The organism is Micromonospora coriariae (assembly GCF_900091455.1).
Classification (GTDB): Bacteria; Actinomycetota; Actinomycetes; order Mycobacteriales; family Micromonosporaceae; genus Micromonospora; species Micromonospora coriariae.
In genome coordinates this window covers 1,251,742-1,274,203 of record NZ_LT607412.1, presented here as the reverse complement: position 1 = coordinate 1,274,203, position 22,462 = coordinate 1,251,742, and the positions used below count along the sequence as shown (strand labels likewise).

General features: G+C 71.2%; 18 protein-coding genes. 12 read left to right on the top strand and 6 right to left on the bottom strand.

All coding sequences use genetic code 11. From position 1 onward, the window contains the following. Positions 1-8 precede the first annotated feature (8 nt). Positions 9-452: a hypothetical protein gene (locus tag GA0070607_RS05855; RefSeq protein WP_089017259.1), complete on the bottom strand. Its 444-nt coding sequence runs from the start codon at positions 450-452 to the stop codon at positions 9-11. A gap of 386 nt (positions 453-838) precedes the next feature. On the opposite strand from GA0070607_RS05855, the gene GA0070607_RS05850 reads away from it, so the two are divergent. From GA0070607_RS05850 to GA0070607_RS05840, 3 genes are all read left to right on the top strand, one after another. Next, the gene (locus tag GA0070607_RS05850) at positions 839-2,212 is read left to right on the top strand and encodes a phosphatidate cytidylyltransferase (protein WP_089017258.1); all 1,374 of its coding nucleotides are present in this window, start codon (positions 839-841) and stop codon (positions 2,210-2,212) included. A 104-nt stretch (positions 2,213-2,316) separates the two neighbouring features. Then, positions 2,317-3,474 carry a 23S rRNA (adenine(2503)-C(2))-methyltransferase RlmN gene (gene rlmN / locus GA0070607_RS05845; protein WP_089017257.1) on the top strand — a complete coding sequence of 386 codons (1,158 nt, stop codon included), beginning with the start codon at positions 2,317-2,319 and terminating at the stop codon, positions 3,472-3,474. A 31-nt stretch (positions 3,475-3,505) separates the two neighbouring features. Continuing rightward, a complete protein-coding gene (locus GA0070607_RS05840; protein ID WP_089017256.1) occupies positions 3,506-4,675 on the top strand; it encodes a DivIVA domain-containing protein in 1,170 nt (389 codons plus the stop codon). Between the two features lie 87 nt (positions 4,676-4,762). Here the strand turns inward: GA0070607_RS05840 and GA0070607_RS05835 are convergent, their stop codons facing one another. Continuing rightward, positions 4,763-4,984 (bottom strand): DUF2631 domain-containing protein, encoded by a 222-nt coding sequence (locus GA0070607_RS05835; RefSeq protein WP_089017255.1) that lies wholly within the window; start codon positions 4,982-4,984, stop codon positions 4,763-4,765. Positions 4,985-5,183: 199 nt separating this feature from the next. Between GA0070607_RS05835 and GA0070607_RS05830 the strand changes: the two genes are divergently transcribed. Together GA0070607_RS05830 and GA0070607_RS05825 are read left to right on the top strand one after the other, a co-directional pair. Then, on the top strand, positions 5,184-6,764 hold the full coding sequence (locus tag GA0070607_RS05830; protein ID WP_089017254.1) for a Rieske 2Fe-2S domain-containing protein: 1,581 nt from the start codon (positions 5,184-5,186) through the stop codon (positions 6,762-6,764). A 97-nt stretch (positions 6,765-6,861) separates the two neighbouring features. Then, positions 6,862-7,515, top strand: coding sequence for a TMEM175 family protein (locus tag GA0070607_RS05825; RefSeq protein ID WP_089021683.1), 654 nt, complete (start codon positions 6,862-6,864; stop codon positions 7,513-7,515). Here the strand turns inward: GA0070607_RS05825 and GA0070607_RS05820 are convergent. Then, positions 7,496-9,091: a phytoene desaturase family protein gene (locus tag GA0070607_RS05820; protein WP_089017253.1), complete on the bottom strand. Its 1,596-nt coding sequence runs from the start codon at positions 9,089-9,091 to the stop codon at positions 7,496-7,498. The two genes, GA0070607_RS05825 and GA0070607_RS05820, sit on opposite strands and share 20 nt — an antisense overlap. Positions 9,092-9,168: 77 nt before the next feature. Next, the gene (locus GA0070607_RS05815) at positions 9,169-10,017 is read right to left on the bottom strand and encodes a YhjD/YihY/BrkB family envelope integrity protein (RefSeq protein ID WP_089017252.1); all 849 of its coding nucleotides are present in this window, start codon (positions 10,015-10,017) and stop codon (positions 9,169-9,171) included. A 51-nt stretch (positions 10,018-10,068) separates the two neighbouring features. On the opposite strand from GA0070607_RS05815, the gene GA0070607_RS05810 reads away from it, so the two are divergent. The 5 genes from GA0070607_RS05810 (at position 10,069) to ispG (ending at position 18,556) form a co-directional block, all read left to right on the top strand. Continuing rightward, entirely contained in the window at positions 10,069-10,620 is a 552-nt protein-coding gene (locus GA0070607_RS05810; RefSeq protein WP_089017251.1) for a GNAT family N-acetyltransferase, read from the top strand. 389 nt (positions 10,621-11,009) lie between these two features. Next, positions 11,010-14,702 carry a CARDB domain-containing protein gene (locus GA0070607_RS05805; protein WP_089017250.1) on the top strand — a complete coding sequence of 1,231 codons (3,693 nt, stop codon included), beginning with the start codon at positions 11,010-11,012 and terminating at the stop codon, positions 14,700-14,702. Positions 14,703-14,913: 211 nt separating this feature from the next. After that, on the top strand, positions 14,914-16,125 hold the full coding sequence (gene dxr, locus GA0070607_RS05800) for a 1-deoxy-D-xylulose-5-phosphate reductoisomerase (RefSeq protein WP_089017249.1): 1,212 nt from the start codon (positions 14,914-14,916) through the stop codon (positions 16,123-16,125). Beyond that, positions 16,125-17,375, top strand: a complete 1,251-nt coding sequence (locus GA0070607_RS05795) for a M50 family metallopeptidase (RefSeq protein WP_089017248.1) — start codon at positions 16,125-16,127, stop codon at positions 17,373-17,375. The genes dxr and GA0070607_RS05795 overlap by 1 nt, the downstream gene beginning before the upstream one ends. An 8-nt stretch (positions 17,376-17,383) precedes the next feature. After that, positions 17,384-18,556: a flavodoxin-dependent (E)-4-hydroxy-3-methylbut-2-enyl-diphosphate synthase gene (gene ispG, locus GA0070607_RS05790; protein WP_089017247.1), complete on the top strand. Its 1,173-nt coding sequence runs from the start codon at positions 17,384-17,386 to the stop codon at positions 18,554-18,556. 123 nt (positions 18,557-18,679) lie between these two features. On the opposite strand, the gene GA0070607_RS05785 is transcribed toward ispG, so the two are convergent. Next, a complete protein-coding gene (locus GA0070607_RS05785; protein ID WP_089017246.1) occupies positions 18,680-19,267 on the bottom strand; it encodes a PadR family transcriptional regulator in 588 nt (195 codons plus the stop codon). Between the two features lie 112 nt (positions 19,268-19,379). Between GA0070607_RS05785 and GA0070607_RS05780 the strand changes: the two genes are divergently transcribed. Further along, complete coding sequence (locus GA0070607_RS05780) at positions 19,380-20,603, top strand: MFS transporter (protein ID WP_089017245.1); 1,224 nt, start codon at positions 19,380-19,382, stop codon at positions 20,601-20,603. Between the two features lie 56 nt (positions 20,604-20,659). Then, on the top strand, positions 20,660-21,499 hold the full coding sequence (locus GA0070607_RS05775; RefSeq protein WP_089021682.1) for a GNAT family N-acetyltransferase: 840 nt from the start codon (positions 20,660-20,662) through the stop codon (positions 21,497-21,499). A 90-nt stretch (positions 21,500-21,589) separates the two neighbouring features. On the opposite strand, the gene GA0070607_RS05770 is transcribed toward GA0070607_RS05775, so the two are convergent. Then, positions 21,590-22,141 carry a hypothetical protein gene (locus tag GA0070607_RS05770; protein ID WP_089017244.1) on the bottom strand — a complete coding sequence of 184 codons (552 nt, stop codon included), beginning with the start codon at positions 22,139-22,141 and terminating at the stop codon, positions 21,590-21,592. Positions 22,142-22,462 lie beyond the last annotated feature (321 nt).

Sequence of the window (22,462 nt, the reverse complement as noted above, 5' to 3'; positions counted from 1 at the left end):
GTCGTACGTCAGCAGGGGATCCAGACGGTCCTGGTGCTCTCGGCCAACTGTTCCCCGGTGTACCAGTCACGCAGCGCGAAGCGAACGGTGGCCTTGCCCGGATGCAGTACCGGATCTCTCCGGGCGAAGGCCATCCCGAGCTCGACTGTGCCGCCGTCGCACTGGATCTCGCCGGCACCCCGTCCCGAGGTGGCCCAGAGGGTCGGCAGGCCGTCCTGCACCAGCGAGGCCGACATGAGGTGCGGGCCGGTCGGGCAGTTGCGGGCGACGGCCTCGACCCCGGCCGCCGGGTACGCCTCGCCGGGCTCGGCACCCGGAGGCTCGAACAGGTACAGCTCGCTGGCGTGGCGATCGATTGTGATCCTGGTGCGGGTCGTGCTGGCGGTGGCTGGTGACGCCGCTACCAGAACCAGGGCGGCCGCCGTCAGCGCCGCCAGACTGAACTTGTGCATGTGTGTGCCCTTTCCCCCGTCGGACGCGCAGGCTGGGGCCGGCGCCGCACCAGCGGACCACGCCGGGTGTGCTCGACTCAGTACCTGATCGTGCAGGCGACCAGTCGGATCGATGGCTGCGGATCGCGCCTGAGGTGTCGTACCGGTTGGCTGTGTACCGCCGCCACGTAAGGCTGGCGACCAGGGCGATGGCCGTCGCCGTGCCTCGTCCGCCGTGCCGGTCGGGCGGGTGCAGTAGGCTCGGCAGGATTCCCGGCCACCGGGCGGTGAACACCGGGAATCGACCGACCGTCGGGGCGGTCGACCAGAGGAACAAAGTCGCGCGTGTAGGGGATGCTTGTGGTCTTGCGTCATGTGGTGGTTCTCGTGCCGCGTCGCGGTGCGTGATGACCCACCCCGACCCCTACAGTGGCGAGCCCCGCGGCTGGGACCGGCCGGAGCGGCCGGTGGCCCTGCCCTGGCCCGAGCAGGAGCTCGAAGCGGGCCAGTGGAGCGGCCGTCCGGCCGCCGGCCCTGAGCTGTACGCCGAGCCCCGCACCCGCCCGTACGCCGACCCGTACCCGCCGGACCCGTACGACGAGCGCGGCCGGACGGCCCGCCCGGACGACCGGGACCGTTTCGACGACCGGGACCGGCGCGAGGATGACCGGAACCAGCCCCACCGGTACGACGACCGGGGCCGTGCCGGCCGGTATGCCGACCGCCCGCCTGCCGGCGGCGACGCCCCGACCCGGTACGACGGCCCGCAGCGCTTCGGCGACAACGGTGGTCCGGTCAGCTACGACGACGATTCCGGGTATCCGACCGCGCAGCTCGCGCCCATCCGCGCCGACCTCGCGCCGGACCAGGACGCGGTGACCGGGTCGGAGCCTCCGCCCGGCCGGCGGACGAAGGGTCGACGCCGGGCCAGTGCCGACCGACCGGCCACCCAGCAGGCGGGCACCGGGCGGGCCGGCCGGAACCTGCCGGCGGCCATCGGGGTCGGGCTCGGCCTCGGCGCGCTGATCGTGGTGCCGCTGGTCTTCTACCCGTTGGCGTTCCTGCCGGTGATCGCCGCCGCCATGGCCGTCGGCATCTGGGAGATGGCCCGAGCGGTCCGGCGCAGCGGCGCCCACCCGCCGCTGGTGCCGCTGATCGCCGGCGGTGTGCTGACCGTGGGTCTGGCCTGGTTCGCCGGTCCGGACGCGCTGAGCCTGGGTCTGCTGGTCACCGTCCTGGGCACCATGATCTGGCGGCTGGGCGACGGCCCGGGCGGCTTCCAGCGGGACCTGACCGCCGCCACCCTGATCGCCGTCTACGTGCCGTTCCTCGGCGGGTTCGCGGCGCTGCTGGCGGCGGCCCCGGACGACGGCCCGCTGCGCATCCTGGCCACGTTGATCGCGGTGGTCCTCTCCGACACCGGTGGGTACGCGGCCGGCGTCTCCTTCGGTCGGCACCCGATGGCGCCGTCGGTGAGCCCGAAGAAGTCCTGGGAGGGCTTCGCCGGCTCGATCACCGCGGCGGCGCTGGGCAGCGCCCTGCTGCTCTGGCTGATGTTCGACCTCGCCCCCTGGTGGGGTGCGCTGTTCGGGCTGGCGATCTCGTGCGCGGCGGTCCTCGGTGACCTGGCCGAGTCGATGATCAAGCGGGATCTCGGTGTCAAGGACATGAGCAACCTGCTGCCGGGCCACGGTGGCCTGATGGACCGGCTGGACTCGATCCTGTTCGCGGTGCCGACGGCGTACCTGCTGTTGGCGATCTTCGTACCGGTGGTGAACTGAGGCATGGATCACGGCGCCCCGGTCATCCCGACCCGGCGGTCGGGGCCGGTTCGACACCTCCGGACGGGTACCTGCCGCCGGCGGCGTGACACACTGGACCAGCCATGACGAGCCTGCCGCTGATCCCCGCCATCTCGGACGCCCCCGCCGCACGCCGGGCCTCCATGCCACCGCAGCACCTCGCTGACCTCGACCTGGCCGGCCGCCAGGCGCTGGTCACCGGTTTGGGTGAGCCGGCCTTCCGCGCGAAGCAGGTCTCCAACCACTACTTCGGGCGGCTGGTCCGTGACCCGCAGGAGATGACCGACCTGCCGGCGGCGACCCGGGAGCGGCTGGCCGGCCAACTGCTGCCCCAACTGCTCACCCCGGTGCGCGAGCTGGCCTGCGACGACGGCGCGACCCGCAAGGCGCTGTGGAAGCTGCACGACGGCGCGCTGGTGGAGAGCGTGCTGATGGGCTACCCGGACCGGGTCACCGTCTGCATCTCCAGCCAGGCGGGCTGCGGCATGGCCTGCCCGTTCTGCGCGACCGGCCAGGCCGGGCTGACCCGCAACCTGTCCACCGCCGAGATCGTCGACCAGGCGGTGTACCTGGCCGGGGTGGCTGCCTCCGGTGCGGTCGCCGGGTCTCCGCCGCGGCTGTCGCACGTCGTCTTCATGGGCATGGGCGAGCCACTGGCCAACTACTCTCGGGTGATCGCGGCGATCCGCCGCCTGGTCAGCCCGGCTCCGGAGGGGCTCGGCCTGTCGCAGCGGCACATCACCGTTTCCACGGTCGGGCTGGTTCCGGCCATCCGCCGACTGGCCAGCGAAGACCTCTCAGTGACCCTTGCGTTGTCGTTGCACGCCCCCGATGATGATCTGCGCGACGAACTCGTGCCGGTAAACCAGCGCTGGAAGGTAGCCGAGGTGCTGGACGCAGCGTGGGACTACGCAGCCCGGACGGGCCGTCGCGTGTCGATCGAGTACGCGATGATCAAGGACGTGAACGACCAGCCGTGGCGAGCTGACCTGCTCGGGCGGCTGCTGGCCGGCAAGTTGGCCCACGTGAACCTCATCCCGCTCAATCCGACGCCGGGCAGCCGCTGGGACGCGAGCCCGAAGCCGGTTGAGCGGGAGTTCGTCCGGCGGTTGCGCGACGCCGGGGTGTCCACCACCGTTCGGGACACCCGAGGTCGCGAAATCGACGGCGCGTGTGGTCAGCTCGCCGCCGCCGAGGACAACGACACAAACACCGACCGCGCCGGAGAGGCACCGGCGTGACCGGGCGTGGCGAACGAGACCAGGAGACATAGTGGCGAGTCAGGGTCAGCGTTTCCGGCGCAAGGCACTCCGCCGGGGATACAAGGTCGACGAGGTGGATGCCTTCCTCGACCGGGTCGAGGCGACGCTCGACGGCCGGCAGGTCGGTGCGCCGGTGGCCTCCCAGGAGGTCCACGACGTTGTCTTCCGGGTCCGGTTCAACGGCTACGACGAGTGGCAGGTCGACCTGCACCTGGACCGGGTCGAGCGGCAGCTGGCCGAGCTTGAGGAGCGCGGTGCCGCCGGGCGCGGCGGCGACCCCCGGATGGGTCCCCCGGACCGGCTGGGCCCACCGATGCGCGACGACCGGGGCATGGTCCAGCAGCCGATGCCACCCCGGCCGATGCCGGCCCAGGCCGGCCCGCCCGACCGCTACGGCCGGTACGACGAGCCGACCGGCGCCTTCGCCGGTGGGTACGACGCCCCCCGCGGCGGCTACGACGCGCCGCGTGGCCCGGGCGGCCCGCCCGGTCCCGGCCCGATGGGTCCCGGCGGCCCGATGGGTGGGCACGGTCTCCCGCCGCGCGGCCTGCCCGCCGGTCCCGGTGGCTACGGCCCTGACGACCAGCGGATGCCCGGTGGCTACGGCCAGGACGACCAGCGGATGCCCGGCGGTCCCGGTGGCTACGGCCCCGACGACCAGCGTTCGCCCGGCGGGTACGACGACCAACGCGCGCCCGGTGGCTACCCGCCCGAGGAGCCGCGCTTCGACGGCTTCGAGGCCGGTCGGCACGGTCGCGCGGACATGACCGCCGAGATCCGGATGCCCGAGCGCGACCCGCGCGACATGCGCCGTGGCCCGGCCGGCCCGCCTCCGATGCCGCAGCAGGGCATCGGTGGCCCGCCGATGGCCGGTCCGCCCGCCGTGCCCGGCCCGCCGATGGGCGGTCCGCCGATGGCCGGCCCGCCCGGCAGCGACCTGTACCGGGTCGACCAGATCCGGCGTCGCTTCCAGGTGCGCCGGTTCGGCAGCGGGTACGACCCGGACCAGGTCGACCGGTTCTTCGACACCCTGCTCGGCGGCATGCAGGGCCGCAACCCGATGCCGGTCAACCCGAAGGACCTGGACACGCTCCGGTTCGGTCTGGTGCCCGGCGGTTACTTCGAGGCCGAGGTCGACGCCGCGCTCAAGGACGTGCAGGACATCCTCTTCGGGCGCTGACCCGACGCGTACGGACGAGGGCCCGTCCCCGGGTGGGGGCGGGCCCTCGGCGTACGTCGGCCGGTCGTCCGGCGGGCGGGCGGTCGGTCAGGAGCGCAGACCGTTGCGCCGCAGCACGGCGTCGCCGATCACGATGACCAGCAGCAGCACGGCCAGGCCGACCAGCCAGATGTCCTCGACCCTGCCCTCGTGGTTGCCGCAGATCATCGCCAGCAGCACCAGCGCGGTGAGGACCGCGCCGATCCGCCCGGACTTACGGTGCCCGGGCTTGCGCTGATCTGGCGACGTTACCGGCTCGCTTCCTGCCACTGTCGGTCCTTCCCTCGCGATCGGATCTCCGGTTAGTCTGGCACGCCTCCCGCCCGGGGCGGCGCGGTGGGGGTTTCCCGGTCATCGGGCCCCTGCCCATCCGGGCCGGACGGCACTACCGGCGTCGCGAGGCGGCGGTCAGACTCCCTCCGGTAGCGTTTGGCGTACACCTGATTGTCTGTTTGAGGGGGACTGTGCGGTGCGAGTGACCGGAACCGGGCACGCCAGCATGCGGATCGACACGGCCGCGGGCAGCATCCTGTGCGACCCGTGGGTCAACCCGGCCTACTTCGCGTCCTGGTTTCCATTTCCGGACAATTCCCTGCTCGACTGGGAGACCCTGGGCCAGGTCGACTACCTGTACGTCTCCCACCTGCACCGGGACCACTTCGACGCGGCGCACCTGAAGCGGTACGTGTCGAAGCAGGCGACCGTGTTGCTGCCCGAGTTCCCCACCTCCGAGATGGAGGACGAGCTGCGGGCGCTGGGCTTCACGAAATTCATCAAGGCGCCGAACGAGCAGGTCGTCGAGCTGGACGGCGGGCTGAAGATCATGATTCAGGCGCTGACCAGCCCCACCGACGGCCCGATCGGCGACTCCTCGCTCTGGGTGGAGTACGACGGGGTGCGGTTGCTCAACCAGAACGACGCCCGCCCCACCGACCTGAGCGTCTTCGCCGAGCTGGGGCACGTGCACGCGCACCTGCTCCAGTTCTCCGGCGCGATCTGGTACCCGATGGTGTACGAGTTGCCGCAGGCGGCGAAGACGGCGTTCGGCAAGCAGAAGCGGGACCGGCAGTTCGACCGGACGTGGCGCTACATCGACGACCTGAAGGCGTCGCACGTCTTTCCGATCGCCGGCCCGCCGTGCTTCCTCGACGACGCGCTGTGGCAGTTCAACGACATCCACGGCGACGAGGGCAACATCTTCCCCGACCAGTCGGTCTTCATGGCGGAGTACGCCAAGGTCGGCGGCACCAACGGGATCGTGCTGCTGCCGGGCAGCGTCGCCGAGGTCACCACCGAAGGCGCCACGACCACCCACCCGGTGCCGGTCGAGGAGTTCTTCGCGAACAAGGTCGCCCACCTGGAGGAGATGCGGGAGCGCAAGCGGCCCGTCATCGAGGCGGAGAAGGCGTCCTGGCGGCACCCCGAGGTGGACGTGCTGGCGGGGATGAAGAGCCGCATCGAGCCGCTGCTCGACGAGTCGATTTACCTGGCCAAGGGCGTCGGCGGGCCGGTCCGCTTCGACCTGGTGGGCTACGACGGTGAGAGCGTCGAGTCGATCGTCGTGGACTTCCCGGGCAAGGAGGTCCGGCCGTACGCCGACGAGAAGGTCCGCTACCGGTTCCGCACCGACCGGGCACTGATCGAGCACCTGCTCTTCATCGACGAGGTGGACTGGGTCAACTCGCTCTTCCTCTCCTGCCGGTTCTCGGCGGCCCGGATCGGCCAGTACAACGAGTTCGTCTACGCGTTCTTCAAGTGCCTCTCCGAGGAGCGGCTCCAGTACGCCGAGGGCTGGTACGACGAGCACGAGCGGACCACCGACGCGGAGGACATCACCCTGGGCGACTGGGTGGTGCAGCGGCGCTGCCCGCACCTGAAGGCCGACCTGACCCGGTTCGGCATCGTCGAGGGTGACCAGCTCACCTGCCAGCTGCACGGCTGGCGGTTCGACCTGTCCAGCGGCCGCTGCCTGACGAGCGTCGGCCACAAGGTCCGCGCGCACCGCGTCGACGCGGACACTCCGGCCCCCGCGGGCGAGGCGCTGAGCTGATTCCGCCCCCCGCCGCCCCTCCGGGGTCGATTCTGGAGGTGTGGCGGCGGGGGCGGACGCGCAGAAGGGTACGTACCGGTACGGGCGGGGCCGGGAGATGTCCCGGGACGCGGCGCGGGTGGAGACGTTCAGCGACGGTGTCTTCGGGGTGGTGCTGACGGTGATGGCCGTCGAGCTGCTCCAGAACGGCCCGGCCCGGGAGAGCGGGCGGGAACTGCCGGACGCCCTCGCCCACGCCTGGCCGTCCTACCTGGCCTACGTGATCACCTTCGGCATCGCCGGCCAGATCTGGCTCGGCCATCACAACATGTGGCGGTACGTGGTCCGGGTCGACCAGCCGCTCGTGGTGTTCAACCTGCTCGTGCTGCTCTTCGTGGCCGCGATCCCGTTCACCGCCGACCTGCTGTCGGACAATCTGCGCGGGAGCGCGACCGAGCAGCGGCTGACGGCCGCGCTCTACCTCGGCACCGTGCTCGGCGAGTCGCTCTTCTTCAACCTGAGCTGGTGGTGGGCCCGCCGGCGCAAACTGCTCCACCCCGACCTGGACCCCGAGCTGGCCCGGGCGGTTTCCCGGCGACTGCAGGTGCGGCCGCTGCTCTACCTGACCGCGTTCGCCTTCGTCTTCGTCGACCCGATCCTCAGCCTGGTCCTCTACCTGCTGCTCGTCGGACTCTCCCTCATCCGCCGCCCCGGCGACCTGCCCCGCTTCGCCGCCGAGGTCGGCGACGGGGTCAGCGGCCGAGGTCGCTGAGGATCCGTTGGGCGGCGTTGTGGCCGGCGGCGCCGATCACGCTGCCGGCCGGGTGGCAGCCGGCGCTGCCGGCGTACACGCCGTCGATTCCGGTGGCGTAGGGCATCCGGTCGGCGAACGAGACGGTGTTGTCGACGTGATGGATGTGCCCGCCGGTGATGCGGAAGTGGGCCTCGATGCCCGGTGGCGGCAGCGGCACCGCGTCGGCGATCAGGTCGACGGTGCCGGGGGCGTACCGCTCGACGATCCCGATCAGCCGGTCGACGTAGCCGGGCAGCTCCGCGTCCCAGGTGGTGCCGGCCAGCTCGTAGGGGACCGACTGGACGAACAGCGCCGAGGAGTGGTGCCCCGCGGGGTCGGAGAGCGACGGGTCGACGGTGGTGTGCAGGTACCACTCGATGGTCGGCTCCGCCGGCAGCCGCCCAGCCTGCACGTCCGCCCACATCGCGCGCAGCGCGGCCATCGGCGAGGCGGCGTCGCCGCCGACCAGCGACGCCGAGCCGGGCAGCAGGTGGATGGTCGAGCCGAACGGGCTCGGCGTGCCGGCCGGCAGGCAGGAGAAGTGCGGCAGCCCGGTCAGCGCCAGGTTGAGCTTGAGGGTGGTGCCGGGGCGGCGGACCGCCGCCATCCGCTCGCCGAGCGGCGCCGGCAGCGCGCCGTCGGGCAACAGGTCAATCAGCCGGTACGGGTCACAGGCGCCGAGCACCACCCGGGCGGCGACCTGCCGTCCGTCGGCGAGCACGACACCACTCGCCGCGCCGCCGTCCAGGGTCACGGCGGTCACCGGCGTACCCGTCAGGATGGTCGCGCCGGCGGCGCGGGCGGCGTCGGCGAAGGTGCGCGACACGGTGCCCATCCCGCCCTCGGCGATCATCCAGGTGCCACCCGAGCCAGGAAGTCTGCACATGTTGTGCACCAGGAAGTTGTGGCCCGTCCCCGGGTCGTCCGGGCCGGCGTTCAGCCCGGAGAGCCCGTCGGTGACCGCGTACATGCTGACCAGCAACTCCGAGCGGAACTCGAACCGGGCGAGGTAGTCGGCGACCGAGCCCCGGACCAGGTCGACGAACGTCTGCCGCAGCTCCGAGCGGACGTACCGGTCGGCGGTCTCCTCGGCCGTCAGCGGCTCGGCGAGCCAGGCCGGGGCGAGATCCTCGCGCAGCGCGGCCAGCTCGGCCTGCATGGCATCGTCGGCCGCCACGTCGGCGGGGGAGAAGAACTCGGCGAGCTGTGCCCGGGTGGCCGCGGTGTCACTGCCGAAGAGCAGGTACGGCGAGCCGAGGCCGCCCGGCGTGGGCAGGAAGTAGTGCGGGTCGCGGCGCAGCACCGGGATCCGTACGTCGAGCGTGGCGAGCAGCTCCGGCGGCATCAACCCGAGCAGGTAGGAGCCGGTGGAGTGGCGCAGCCCCGGCACCTTCGGGAACGGGTTCTCGGTGCGGGTCGCGCCGCCGATCACGTCGGCGGCCTCCAACACCAGGACGTCCAGGCCGGCGCGGGCCAGCAGGATGGCGGAGACCAGACCGTTGTGTCCCGCGCCGACGATCACGACGTCGGCGCGGCCGGGAAGTTCGCTGCTCATGCCGCGGCAGCCTAGCCGGCACCGCCCCGCCGGTCAGCCCCTTCGCCCGGTCCCACACCCCCCGGCCGGACGACCCGTCATGCCCCGCTCATCAGTTGACCGGCGCGCTGGGCCCGCCAGTGGGAGAGGGCCAGGGTGGCCGAGTAGCCGGCCAGGACGATCACGTGGAACAGGTAGAGCCAGAGCAGGACGGCGACGCCCGCGCCGATCTCGTCGAAGCCACCGAACGGCACGCCCAGATCCAGCGGGAGCGAGGCGAAGAGCACGAAGCCGTGCATGAAGCCGGAGAGGTTCGCCGCGGTGAACGACCCCATCCCGAGCGTGGAGAGCCAGTCCGGCGACGCCGGCCCGACCACCCGGAACACCCACATCAGCACCGGCGTGAGCACCAGCCAGACCGCCAGGAACGACAGCACCACGCCCAGCGCGCCGACCCAGCCGCCCCGCCGGACCAGGCCGGTGGTGAGCGGCAGCGCCAGCAGGATCGACAGCAGCAGCGCGGGGGCCGGCGCGAGCAGCGGCAGCAGCAGCAGCCGCCCGCGCCAGCCGACCAGGTGCTCGTCGGTGCGGGGCGCGGCCACCGAGACGAACGCCCGGCGCAGGCCCTCGCCGTACAGCGACGCGGGCAGCAGCGAGGCCAGCGCCAACAGCGGGGTCAATTCCGCCCCGGCGTTGACCAGGGCGGCAACCGCGCGGGGCGCGCCGATCGCGGTGGGCAGGGCTTCCACGGCGTACGAGGTGAGCCGGCGTACCCGGTCGGCACCCGCGACGAGCGTGGTGAGCCAGATCGCCAGCAGCGCCACCGGTACCACGGCGATCGCGCCGTAGAACGTGATCGCGGCGGCGTGCAGGGACAGGTCCCGTCCGCGTACGGGGCGGAACGCGGCGTTGACGATCCGCTTCGTCCGCTGCCATCCGCTGCCCACCGCGGTCTCTTTCCCCGTCGTCGGCCCGGCCACTCATTAGGATCGCCCGCCATGACCGTTCTCACCACCGAGCGCCTGATCCTGCGCGACTGGACCGACGATCCGGCCGACCTGGCCCGCATCTACGACATCTACTCCCGCTCCGAGATCACCCGCTGGCTGGCGGTGTCTCCCGGGTTGCCGATGACCGACCCGGGGCAGGCCGCTGAACGGCTGCAGATCTGGCGGGATCGGCACGCCAACGACCACGGCCGGTACGGCACCTGGGCGATCGGGGTGCGGGACACCGGCCTGGTGGCGGGGACGATGGTGCTCAAGCCCCTGCCCGGGCGGGACGAGGAACTGCGTACCGGGAAGATCGAGGTGGGGTGGCACCTGCACCCGGATTCGTGGGGTCACGGCTACGCCACCGAGGCGGCCCGTGCGGTCATGTCGCGGGAGTTCGCGGCTGGCACGCCGGAGGTCTACGCGGTGGTCCCGCCGGGCAACGATCCGTCGATGGCGGTCTGCCGGCGACTCGGCATGACCCACGTGGGCCGGAACACCGACTGGTACGGCGGTGAGGAGTTGGAGACGTTCGTCCTGACCGCCCCGACCGGCTGAGGTGAAAGGAAGGGCCCCTTGTTAACGCCAGGCGTTAACAAGGGGCCCTTCCTTTCACTGGGTGCGCCGTGCTTGGGGCGTGCCTTGCGAAAGCGGGCGGCACCGACGGTCGTCAATAGTCATACCGGTCGAAGTGTTGACGCCCTCGTAGCACGTCAGTAACATCTGGTCAACGTCATGCAAAATCCCGACAAAGACGTGCCTGATTCTTTGCATGAGGTAGAAAAATCTGGCGGGCCGTCTTCTTGGCGGTTATTTCTCCCCCGAACCCGCCGCCACCTCCCCACCCCAGCCGACGCGCCCCCGCGCGTCCGGCCGATGACGCGCCGAATCACGCCCCACCCTGCGGTCAGCCCGCCGCGGTGCCGTCCCCCAACGACAGGACAGTGATGAGACGAACGAATCTGTTCAGGATGGTGGCGGCGACAGCCGTGGCCACGGTGATCGCCACCGTCGGGTCGGCGGCCGTCGCGCCCCCGGCCGGCGCCGCCCGCCCAGCCGACACGACAGCCGCGGCGAGCACCGCCTTCGCCCCGGCGGCCACCAACCTCGCCCAGGGCCGACCGACCCAGGAGAGCGGCCACGCCGACGTCTACGACTCGTCCAAGGTCGTCGACGGCAACGCGGGCAGCTACTGGGAGAGCGTCAACAACTCGTTCCCCGAGTGGGTGCAGGTCGACCTCGGCTCGTCGCAGGCCGTCAACCAGGTCGTGCTGAAGCTGCCGACCTCCGGGTGGGCGACCCGCACGCAGACTCTGAGCGTGCAGGGCAGCGCAAACGGTTCCTCGTTCACCGACCTGGTCGGGTCGCAGACCTACACCTTCAACCCGGCGAGCGGCAGCACGGTCACGATCAACTTCAGCCAGACCGCCACCCGCTACGTGCGGATCACCATCACCGGCAACAGCGGCTGGCCGGCCGGGCAGTTGTCAGAGCTGGAGGTGTACGGCAGTGGCGGCGGAGGTCCGGACACGACAGCACCGAGCGTTCCCGGAAACCTGTCGCACACCACGTCGGGCAGCACGATCACCCTCAACTGGGGTGCCTCCACCGACTCCGGTGGCAGCGGTCTGGCCGGCTACAACGTCTACCGCGGTGGCAGCCTGATCGCGACGCTGGGCACCGTCCTCACGTACCAGGACACCCAGCCGTCGACGGCGACGGTGTCCTACCACGTCCGCGCCCGCGACGGCGCTGGCAACCTGTCCGGCAACAGCAACACCGTCACCCGGACCGGCAGCAACCCGCCCGCCTGCACGAACGTGGCGCAGGGCAAGACCATGACCGCGAGCGGCTCGACCTTCACCTTCACCCCCGAGAAGGCGAACGACGGGCAGCTCGCGACGTACTGGGAGGGCGCGCCGAGCTACCCGCAGAACCTGACCGTGGCGCTCGGCGCCAACCACTCCATCTCCGGCGTCACCGTCAAGCTCAACCCGGACCCGGCCTGGGGCACCCGTACGCAGACCATCCAGGTCCTCGGCCGCGACCAGGCCTCGTCCACGTACACCAACCTGGTGTCGGCGGCGAGCTACCAGTTCGTCCAGGGCAACAACGTGGTGAACATTCCGGTCACCGCGACCACCGCCGACGTGCAGCTGCGGTTCACCGCCAACAGCGGGGCACCCTCGGGTCAGGTCGCCGAGCTTGAGGTGTGCGGTACACCGGCGCCCAACCCCGACCTGGTCGTCAGCTCGACCACCTGGTCGCCGGCGTCGCCGAGCGAGGCAACGGCGGTCACCCTCTCGGCCGTGGTCCGGAACGTGGGGTCGGCGGCGGCCGGAGCGACCACTGTCAACTTCAGCCTGGCCGGCGCGGTCGTCGGTAGCGCCGCGGTGGGCGCGCTCAGCGCCGGCGGCTCGACCACCGTCTCGTTCAACGCCGGCACCCGGCCGATGGGCAGCTACAGCGTCTCGGCGGTGGTCGACCCGACGAACACGATCGTCGAGCAGAACAACGGCAACAACAGCTACACCACGCCCTCGCCGCTGGTGGTCGCGCAGGCTCCGGGGCCCGACCTGCAGGTGCTCAGCATCGCCTCCAACCCGCCGAACCCGGCCGTCGGCGCGTCCGTCACGTTCACCGTGTCGGTACGCAACCGCGGCACCACCGCGACCGGCGCGACCACGGTCACCCGATTGACGGTGGGCAGCACCACGCTCAACACCAACACCGCCTCGATCGCCGCCGACGCGACGGTCAACGTGGCCGTCGCCGGAAGCTGGACCGCCACCAGTGGCGGCGCCACCATCACCGTCACCGCCGACGCGACCAACACGGTCGCCGAGACCAACGAGAGCAACAACGCGTTCACCCAGTCGATCGTGGTCGGGCGTGGGGCGGCGGTCCCGTACGTCTCCTACGAGGCCGAGGCCGCCCAGTACCAGGGCACGCTGCTGGAGGCCGACCCGCTGCGCACCTTCGGCCACACCAACTTCGCGACCGAGTCCTCCGGCCGTAAGTCGGTACGGCTGAACAGCACGGGGCAGTTCGTCCAGTTCACCTCGACCAACCCCGCCAACGCCATAGTGGTGCGCAACTCCATCCCGGACGCGCCCGGTGGTGGCGGCATCGAGGCGACCATCAGCCTCTACGTCAACGACGTCTTCTCCCGGAAGCTGACCCTGTCGTCGCGGCACAGTTGGCTCTACGGCAACACCGATGGGCCGGAGGCGCTGACCAACACCCCGCAGGGCGACGCCCGACGGCTGTTCGACGAGTCGAACGCGCTGCTCGCGCAGTCGTACCCGGCCGGCACCCGGTTCAAGTTGCAGCGCGACGGGGGCGACAACGCCTCGTTCTACGTCATCGACATGATCGACCTGGAGCAGGTGGCACAGGCGGCGAGCCAGCCGGCCGGCTGCACCTCGATCACGTCGTACGGTGCGGTTCCGAACGACGGGCTGGACGACACCGCCGCCATCCAGCGGGCGGTGACCGACGACCAGAACGGGGTCATCGGCTGCGTCTGGATCCCGGCCGGGCAGTGGCGGCAGGAGCAGAAGATCCTGACCGACGACCCGCTGAACCGGGGTACGCACAACCAGGTCGGCATCAGCAACGTCACGATCCGGGGCGCCGGGATGTGGCACTCGCAGCTCTACACGCTGACCGAGCCGCAGAACGTGGTGGGCGGCATCAACCACCCACACGAGGGCAACTTCGGCTTCGACATCGACAAGAACACCCAGATCTCGGACATCGCCATCTTCGGCTCGGGCCGGATCCGTGGTGGTGACGGCAACGCCGAGGGTGGCGTGGGTCTGAACGGTCGGTTCGGTGCGGGCACCCGGATCAGCAACGTCTGGATCGAGCACGCCAACGTCGGTGTCTGGGTGGGTCGGGACTACGACAACATCCCCGACCTGTGGGGCCCGGCCGACGGGCTGGAGTTCAGCGGCATGCGGATCCGCAACACGTACGCCGACGGCATCAACTTCAGCAACGGCACGCGAAACTCGCGGGTGTTCAACTCGTCCTTCCGCACCACCGGGGACGACGCTCTGGCGGTCTGGGCCAACCCGTACGTCAAGGACCGGAACGTGGACATCGCCCACGACAACCACTTCGTCAACAACACCATCCAGTTGCCGTGGCGGGCGAACGGCATCGCCATCTACGGCGGCTACGACAACTCGATCGAGAACAACCTGATCTACGACACCGCCAACTACCCGGGAATCATGCTGGCGACGGATCACGACCCGCTGCCCTTCTCCGGGACGACGCTGATCGCCAACAACGGGCTCTACCGGACCGGTGGTGCCTTCTGGAACGAGGACCAGGAGTTCGGCGCCATCACCCTCTTCCCCGCCACCAGGGACATCGCCGGGGTCACGATCCGGGACACCGACATCGTCGACTCGACCTACGACGGCATCCAGTTCAAGAACGGCGGCGGCAACATGCCGAACGTCGCGATCACCAACGTGCGGATCGACAAGTCCAACAACGGCGCCGGCATCCTCGCGATGGGCGGCGCCCGCGGCAACGCGACGCTGACCAACGTGACGATCACGAACTCGGCGGACGGCAACATCGTCATCCAGCCGGGCTCGCAGTTCGTCATCAACGGCGGCTAGCCCCGACCGGGGGCCGCTCCGGCGGCCCTCGGTCACCCGGCCGGCGGTTTGATCGACACGGTTTCGGCGATGTCGGGGTATCCGGGTGTCGGGGATACCCCGACATCGCTGATCTGGAGTCGATCATCGGCGGCGGGGGTGGAGCAGCAGGCGGGCGGGGACGGCTGAGGCTCCCAGCGGGCGTACAGCGGCCGTGGGGAAGAATGGCCCCGTGACTTCCCCCCGCGACCTCGTCCTGCTCGGGTCCACCGGCTCGATCGGCACACAGGCCATCGACATCGTCCGGCGCAACCCGGACCGGTTCCGGGTGGTCGCCCTGGGCGCGGGCGGTGGCAACGTCCAACTGCTCGCCGCGCAGGCTCTCGAACTGGGCGTCGACGCGGTCGGGGTGGCCAAGGCCTCCGCCGCACAGGACCTCCAGCTGGCGTTCTACGCCGAGGCGAGCCGCCGCGGCTGGGCCACCGGCGACTTCAAACTTCCCAAGATCGTGGCCGGTCCGGACGCGATGACCGAGCTGGCGCAGTGGCCGTGCGACATCGTGCTCAACGGGGTGGTCGGCTCGCTGGGCCTCGCTCCTACGCTGGCCGCGCTGCGCGGTGGTCGTACTCTCGCCCTGGCCAACAAGGAGTCGCTCGTCGCCGGCGGCCCGCTGGTCAAGGCCGCGGTGACGCGGCCGGGGCAGATCGTCCCGGTCGACTCGGAGCACACCGCGCTGGCCCAGTGCCTGCGCTCCGGCTCGCGCGGCGAGGTACGCCGGCTGATCGTCACCGCCAGCGGCGGTCCCTTCCGGGGCCGGAGCCGCGAAGAGTTGACGCAGGTCACGCCGGAGCAGGCGCTCGCACACCCGACGTGGAACATGGGGAAGGTCATCACGATCAACTCCGCCACGATGGTTAACAAGGCCCTGGAAGTGATCGAGGCGCACGAGCTCTTCGACGTGCCCTACGCCGATATCACCGTGATGGTGCACCCGACGTCGGTGATCCACTCCATGGTCGAGTTCGTCGACGGCTCGACGATCGCCCAGGCCAGCCCACCGGACATGCGGCTGCCGATCGCGGTAGCGCTGGGCTGGCCGGACAGGGTGCCGGGAGCGGCCGCCGCAGTCGACTGGACGGCCTCGCACACCTGGGAGTTCGCGCCGCTGGACGACGCCGCGTTCCCGGCCGTCGCGCTGGCCAAGGCCGCCGGGGAGGCCGGCCGCTGCCGGCCGGCGATCTACAACGCGGCGAACGAGGAGTGCGTCGAGGCGTTCGTGGCCGGTCGGCTGCCGTTCCTGGGGATCGTCGACACCCTCGAACGGGTGTTGGAGGAGGCTCCGGACTTCAGCGAACCAGGTACCGTCGAGGACGTGCTCGCGGCGGAGTCGTGGGCGCGTGCGCACGCGCAGGAGATCATCGCGGGTTCGGTGGAAGGAGCTTGATGGCAAACCTGCTCGGGGTGGCACTCTTCGCCCTGGCCATCCTCGTCTCGGTGAGCCTGCACGAGGCGGGTCACATGCTGACCGCCAAGGCGTTCGGGATGAAGGTCACAAAGTACTTCGTCGGTTTCGGCCCCACCCTCTGGTCGTTCAAGCGGGGTGAGACGGAGTACGGCGTCAAGGGCATTCCACTCGGCGGCTTCTGCAAGATCGTCGGGATGACCGCGCAGGACGACGACGTCGACCCGGCCGACGAGCCACGGGCGATGTGGCGCTACCCGGTCTGGAAGCGGACCATCGTCATGTCCGCGGGCTCGATCACCCACTTCGCGCTGGCTCTGATCGCGATCTGGATCGCCGCCGTCTCGCTGGGACTGCCCAACCGCGACTTCCCCACCACCGAGGCGGAGATCCGCCAGGAGCCGGCGGTCATCGCGCTGTCCGACTGCGTGGTTCCGGAGAACGCCTCGCGGGCGTGCGCCCCCGGTGACGTCGCCAGCCCCGCCGCCCAGGCCCAACTGCGCGACGGTGACCGGATCACCTCGATCAACGGCACGCCGATCAACAACTACGGCGAACTGCTGGTCGCCCTGCGGGGGCTCAAGCCCGGCGACACCGCCCAGATCAACTACGTGCGCGACGGGCAGCCGGCGAAGACGAGCACCGTGCTCGCACAGACCCAGCGCCCGCCGCTCGACGACCCGAAGGGGTCCGTCACCCCGGTCGCCGCCCTCGGCGTGGGCCTCGTACCCACCACGCCGACCCGGGTGACCTACGGCCCGGTCGCTGCGTTCGGCGCCACCGGCGACTTCACCCGCGAGCTCGCCGTCGGCACGGTCCAGGCGTTGCAGCGGCTGCCGCAGAAGGTCCCCGCCCTGTGGACCGCCATCACCGGCGGCGAGCGTGACGTGGACACCCCGATCAGCGTGGTCGGCGCCAGCCGGCTCGGCGGCGAGGCGTTCGCCAACAAGGCCTGGCTGCTGTTCGTGACGCTGTTCATCTCGTTGAACTTCTTCATCGGCGTGTTCAACCTGCTGCCGCTGCTCCCGCTGGACGGCGGCCACATCGCCATCGCCTGGTTCGAACGCGCCAGGTCCTGGCTGTACGCGAAGATCGGCCGCGCCGACCCCGGCCGGGTCGACTACCTCAAGCTGATGCCCTTCACGTACGTGGTGATTCTGATCGGTGGCGTGTTCACGCTGCTGACCATCACCGCGGACGTCGTCAACCCGATCACGCTCTTCCCAAGGTGAGTGCTGAAGTGACCGCTGTCAGTCTCGGTATGCCGGCCGTACCGCCCCCGTCGCTCGCCCCCCGCCGGGCCAGCCGCCAGATCATGGTCGGCTCGGTGCCGGTCGGCGGCGGCGCGCCGGTGTCCGTGCAGTCGATGACCACCACCCTCACCTCCGACGTCAACGCCACCCTCCAGCAGATCGCCGAGCTGACCGCGTCGGGCTGCCAGATCGTCCGGGTGGCCGTGCCGTCCCAGGACGACGTCGAGGCGCTGCCGGCGATCGCCAAGAAGTCGCAGATCCCGGTGATCGCCGACATCCACTTCCAGCCCAAGTACGTCTTCGCCGCGATCGACGCGGGCTGCGCGGCGGTCCGGGTCAACCCCGGCAACATCCGCCAGTTCGACGACAAGGTCAAGGAGATCGCCGCGGCGGCCTCCGCCGCCGGTACGCCGATCCGGATCGGCGTGAACGCCGGCTCGCTGGACAAGCGGCTGCTCGCCAAGTACGGCAAGGCCACCGCCGAGGCGCTGGTCGAGTCGGCGCTCTGGGAGTGCTCGCTGTTCGAGGAGCACGGCTTCCGGGACATCAAGATCTCGGTCAAGCACAACGACCCGGTGGTGATGATCCGGGCGTACCGGCAGCTGGCCGAGCAGTGCGACTACCCGCTGCACCTGGGCGTCACCGAGGCCGGCCCCGCCTTCCAGGGCACGATCAAGTCAGCGGTCGCCTTCGGCGCACTGCTCGCCGAGGGGATCGGTGACACCATCCGGGTGTCGCTGTCCGCCCCGCCGGTGGAGGAGATCAAGGTCGGCAACCAGATCCTGGAGTCGCTGGGGCTTCGCGAGCGTGGCCTGGAGATCGTCTCCTGCCCGTCCTGCGGCCGGGCCCAGGTGGACGTCTACAAGCTCGCCGAGGAGGTCACCGCCGGTCTGGAAGGGCTGCCCGTCCCGCTGCGGGTGGCCGTGATGGGCTGCGTCGTCAACGGCCCGGGCGAGGCCCGCGAGGCCGACCTCGGCGTCGCCTCCGGCAACGGCAAGGGTCAGATCTTCGTCAAGGGCAAGGTCGTCAAGACGGTGCCCGAGGGGCAGATCGTGGAGACGCTGATCGAGGAGGCGCTGCGGATCGCCGACGAGATGGGCGCTGAGCTTCCCGAGGAGCTGCGCGGGCTGGTCACCGGCCCGACCGTCACCGTCCACTGATCCGCTCGCCGGCTCGCCGGCGACCTGTCCGCAAAGAGCGGCCGTTCCCTCAGGGGAACGGCCGCTCTTTCTGTGTGTGGCGGGTGCCGGATGCCCGTGCCGGGCGGGTGGCACGTCCGGGTGTCACTCCGATTCGGCGAGGATGGCGTACAGCTTGCGCCGGGTCTCGTCGAGGACCTGGGCGGCCCGCTCCCGCTGGTCGTCGGTGCCGTTCATCATCACCTGGCGCAGCGCGTTCATCGCCTGGGCGCCGGAGTCGCGGATGTCGTGCCAGCTGCTCACCGTGCCCTGGGCGACGTCCGCCCAGGGTGGGGTCTGGGCGGCCTGGGTGGCCTCGGCCTGACCGGCCTCGGTGACCGTGAAACGCTTCCGCCCACCGCCGGACTCCTCCGTGCTGGCGACGATCACACCCTCGTCCTCCAGCAGCTGGAGGGTCGGGTAGATCGAGCCCGGGCTCGGACGCCAGGCACCGCCGGTGCGGGAGTCGATCTCCTGGATCATTTCGTAGCCGTGCATCGGCCGCTCGGTGAGCAGGGCCAGCACGGCGCCCCGGACGTTGGGGCGTCGGCCCCGTCCGCGTCCGCGACCCCGGCCGCCCCAGGGGCCGCCGTGCTCGTCGCCGTGTCCGTGCGGGCCGGGCGGGATCGGCGGGAAGCCGAAGCCCCGCATCCGGGTCTCGTGCAGGTGGTGCTGCTGTCGATGGAACCTCATGGGGTTCTTCCTCTCTACGTACTGTCGCTGATGCATCAACGATATATCGGCAATGCATCGCCGACAAGGGTGATTAACCAAACCGTACGTACGTCTTGTTAGGGTGTCGGGCATGCGCCTGCTTCCCCCACCCGGCCCGGCCCGGGTCCTCACCGTCGGCACCCTGGTCAAGACCGTCGGGCGGGGCCTCTGGCTGGTGTCCAGCGCGCTCTTCCTCACCCGGTCGGTCGGCCTGTCGGCTACCCAGGTGGGCGTCGGGCTGACCATCTCGGCGCTGTTCGGCGTCCTGGCCAGCGCGCCGAGCGGATACCTGGCCGACCGCCTCGGCCCGCGCGGCGCGCAGGTCGGCGGGCTGATCGCCGCCGGCACCCTGACCGCGGGGCTGATCGCCGTCCGGTCGTTCCCCGCCTTCCTGCTGGTGGGCGCCGCCACGGCACTCGCCGATGCGGTCGAGCGCGGTGCCCGGGGCGCGCTGATCGCCGGCGCGATCCCGGCCGACCAGCGGGTGCACACCCGCGCCTACCTGCGGGCCACCACCAACGTCGGGATCTCCGTCGGCGCCGTCCTCGGCGGCTTCGCCATCGCCGCCGACACCCGCGCCGGGTACGTGGCGCTGATCCTGACCGCGGCGGTGGCGTCGCTGGCCGCCGCCGCGGTCTTCCTCCGCCTGCCCACCGTCGCACCGGTCGCCGCCCCGACGCACGGCCCCCGGCTCATCGCCCTGCGGGACCGCCCGTTCCTCGCCTTCACCCTGCTCGACGGGCTGATGTCCATGCATTTCAGCCTGCTCACCATCGCCCTGCCGCTGTGGATCGCCGGGCACACCGCCGCACCCGCCTGGATGATCTCCGCGTTGACGCTGGTCAACACCGTGCTGGTGGTGCTCCTTCAGGTACGCGCGGCGCGCAGCGCCGTCACCCTGTCGGGGGCCGCCCGCGCCGCCCGCCGGGCGGGAGTCGCCATCGCGCTGGCGTGCGTACTCTTCGCCGCGAGCGGAGCGCTCCCCACGGCCGGCGCTGTCGGCCTGCTCGGCTGCGGGGCGCTGGTGCACGTGATCGGGGAACTGTGGCACTCCGCCGCCGGCTGGGGGATCTCCTTCGGGCTGGCGCCGTCGGACGCGCAGGGGCAGTACCAGGGGGCGTACGGCATGGGTTACGAGCTGGGCAAGATGCTCGCGCCGGTGGTGGTGACCACCCTCGCGCTCGGCTGGGGTGTGCCCGGCTGGCTGGTGCTCGGTGGGCTGTTCCTCCTGCTCGGTGCCCTGGTGCCCCCGGTCGTCCGGTGGGCGGGCCGGACCAGGTCGACCAGCCCGGCGGCCGAGCCGGTGACCGTCTGAGACCGGCCTCGCCACTCGGCCGGCGGGGTGGGGGTGGGATCTGGCAGGCTGGACACGTGCTGACGGTGCCGGTACGGCAACTGGGGGAATCGGAGCGCCGCGCGGTCGAGCGACTGCTCGACCTCGACCCGTTCGCGGGCGCGCAGGTCGCCGAGCGCATCGCCGCGCGTGGGCTCGCCTGGTGGCGGGCCGAGGGCAGGATCCTGGGGTACGGCGCACGCCGCAACCTGGAATCGCTCTGCTGGATCGGCGGCAACCTCACCCCGGTGCTCGCCACCGACGCCGCGGTGGCCGCGTTCGCCGACCTGCTCGCCGGCGAGGAGCGGCTGTGCTCCTCCATCGTCGGCCGCGCTGACGCCGTCCTCGGGCTGTGGGACCGTCTCTCCGGCACCTGGGGTCCGGCCCGGGACGTCCGCCCCAACCAGCCGCTGCTGGCCACCGACGCGCTACCGCCCGTACCGGTCGACCCGGAGGTACGCCAGGTCCGCGCCGGTGAGGTCGACCGGCTCTTTCCAGCGGCGGTGGCCATGTACACCGAGGAGGTGGGCGTCTCCCCGCTGGCCGAGGACGCCGGGCGCAGCTACCGCCGGCGGGTCAACGACCTGGTCCGCGCCGGTCGGGCGTACGCCCGCTTCGTCGATGGCAAGGTCGTGTTCAAGGCCGAGCTGGCCGTGGTGACCAAGCGGACCGCGCAGGTCCAGGGCGTCTGGGTGGCGCCGGAGTGGCGGGGCCGCGGGATCGCCACCGCGGCGATGGCGACCGTGGTGCGCGACGCGCTGCTGCGGGTCGCCCCGACGGTCAGCCTGTACGTCAACGACTTCAACCTGCCGGCCCGCCGGGTCTACGAGCGCTGCGGCTTCCAGCCGGTCGGCACCCTCGCCACTGTCCTCTTCTGACCGCCCGTCGTCGGCGCTCTCGCCGGTAGTGGACATGCCGCTGGCCGGCACCCCGGTGGGATGCCGGCCAGCGGTCGTTGTGTGGTTGGGTCAGCTGTTCCAGTGCTGGGCGACCAGGTCGGTGGCCTGCTGCTCCCACTGGGCGTAGGCGTCCGGGTAGGCCGAGACCTGCACGGTCTGCGCGGCGTCGGTCAGCGCCATGTCCTGCCACCCGTCGACCTGCTTGAGACCCTTGAGGAACGCGGTGGTCGAGTACTCGGGGTTGGTGATCTGCTCCGGGGTGCCCCAACCACTGGAGGGGCGCTGCTGGAACAGGCCCAGCGAGTCATGGTCGTTCATGTCGCCGAGGTGGCCCAGGTTCTCCAGCTTCGACTCCTGCAGGCTGGTGGCGATGGAGATGACCGCGGCCCGCTCGGGCAGGCCGGCCTTCTTCGTCGCGGCGATGATCGCCTTGACGTTGGCGGTCTGCTCGTCGTTCAGGTCGATGTGCGACTGCGCGCCCTGCACCTTGGCCACCGCCACGGCGGCGGGCTTGCCGTCCACGGCGGGGGCGGCGTGCGCGGCGATCGGACCGGCGAACACACCACCGGCGAACGCGAGACCAGCAACGGACAGCATGCTCTTACGAATGATCGTGTTCATGAGGGGTCAGCTCCTTCAGGGGGGTAGACACCCGCGCTGGCGATCCGGGGGAAACGGCGCAGGGTGCGAGCACCTCGTCGGGCGCTTTCAACTACACGGGGGAAAAGTCTTTGAGGTCGGCGGCCTACGGGCGGGGGGCTCGTGGCGCCGGGTCTGTGTGTAACGACCGCCGGGCCGGGCCCATTCCGGGGGTCGGCACCCTGGGTGAGCGGGTGCTGGTGCGGTCGCTCAGGGGGTCTGCAACGACCGGCCACCGGCGGGCATTCCCACCCGGGCCCGGCCACCATCCCCAACCCTGCGGGGGCGGGGCGGCGGGCGGTG

Bases quoted from the DNA above. Each gene is read 5' to 3' on its own strand.
- GA0070607_RS05855 (WP_089017259.1), bottom strand. From the start codon at position 452: ATGCACAAGTTCAGTCTGGCGGCGCTGACGGCGGCCGCCCTGGTTCTG.
- GA0070607_RS05850 (WP_089017258.1), top strand. From the start codon at position 839: ATGACCCACCCCGACCCCTACAGTGGCGAGCCCCGCGGCTGGGACCGG.
- rlmN (WP_089017257.1), top strand. From the start codon at position 2,317: ATGACGAGCCTGCCGCTGATCCCCGCCATCTCGGACGCCCCCGCCGCA.
- GA0070607_RS05825 (WP_089021683.1), top strand. From the start codon at position 6,862: ATGTCCCGGGACGCGGCGCGGGTGGAGACGTTCAGCGACGGTGTCTTC.
- GA0070607_RS05820 (WP_089017253.1), bottom strand. From the start codon at position 9,091: ATGAGCAGCGAACTTCCCGGCCGCGCCGACGTCGTGATCGTCGGCGCG.
- GA0070607_RS05810 (WP_089017251.1), top strand. From the start codon at position 10,069: ATGACCGTTCTCACCACCGAGCGCCTGATCCTGCGCGACTGGACCGAC.
- GA0070607_RS05805 (WP_089017250.1), top strand. From the start codon at position 11,010: ATGAGACGAACGAATCTGTTCAGGATGGTGGCGGCGACAGCCGTGGCC.
- GA0070607_RS05795 (WP_089017248.1), top strand. From the start codon at position 16,125: ATGGCAAACCTGCTCGGGGTGGCACTCTTCGCCCTGGCCATCCTCGTC.
- GA0070607_RS05785 (WP_089017246.1), bottom strand. From the start codon at position 19,267: ATGAGGTTCCATCGACAGCAGCACCACCTGCACGAGACCCGGATGCGG.
- GA0070607_RS05780 (WP_089017245.1), top strand. From the start codon at position 19,380: ATGCGCCTGCTTCCCCCACCCGGCCCGGCCCGGGTCCTCACCGTCGGC.
- GA0070607_RS05770 (WP_089017244.1), bottom strand. From the start codon at position 22,141: ATGAACACGATCATTCGTAAGAGCATGCTGTCCGTTGCTGGTCTCGCG.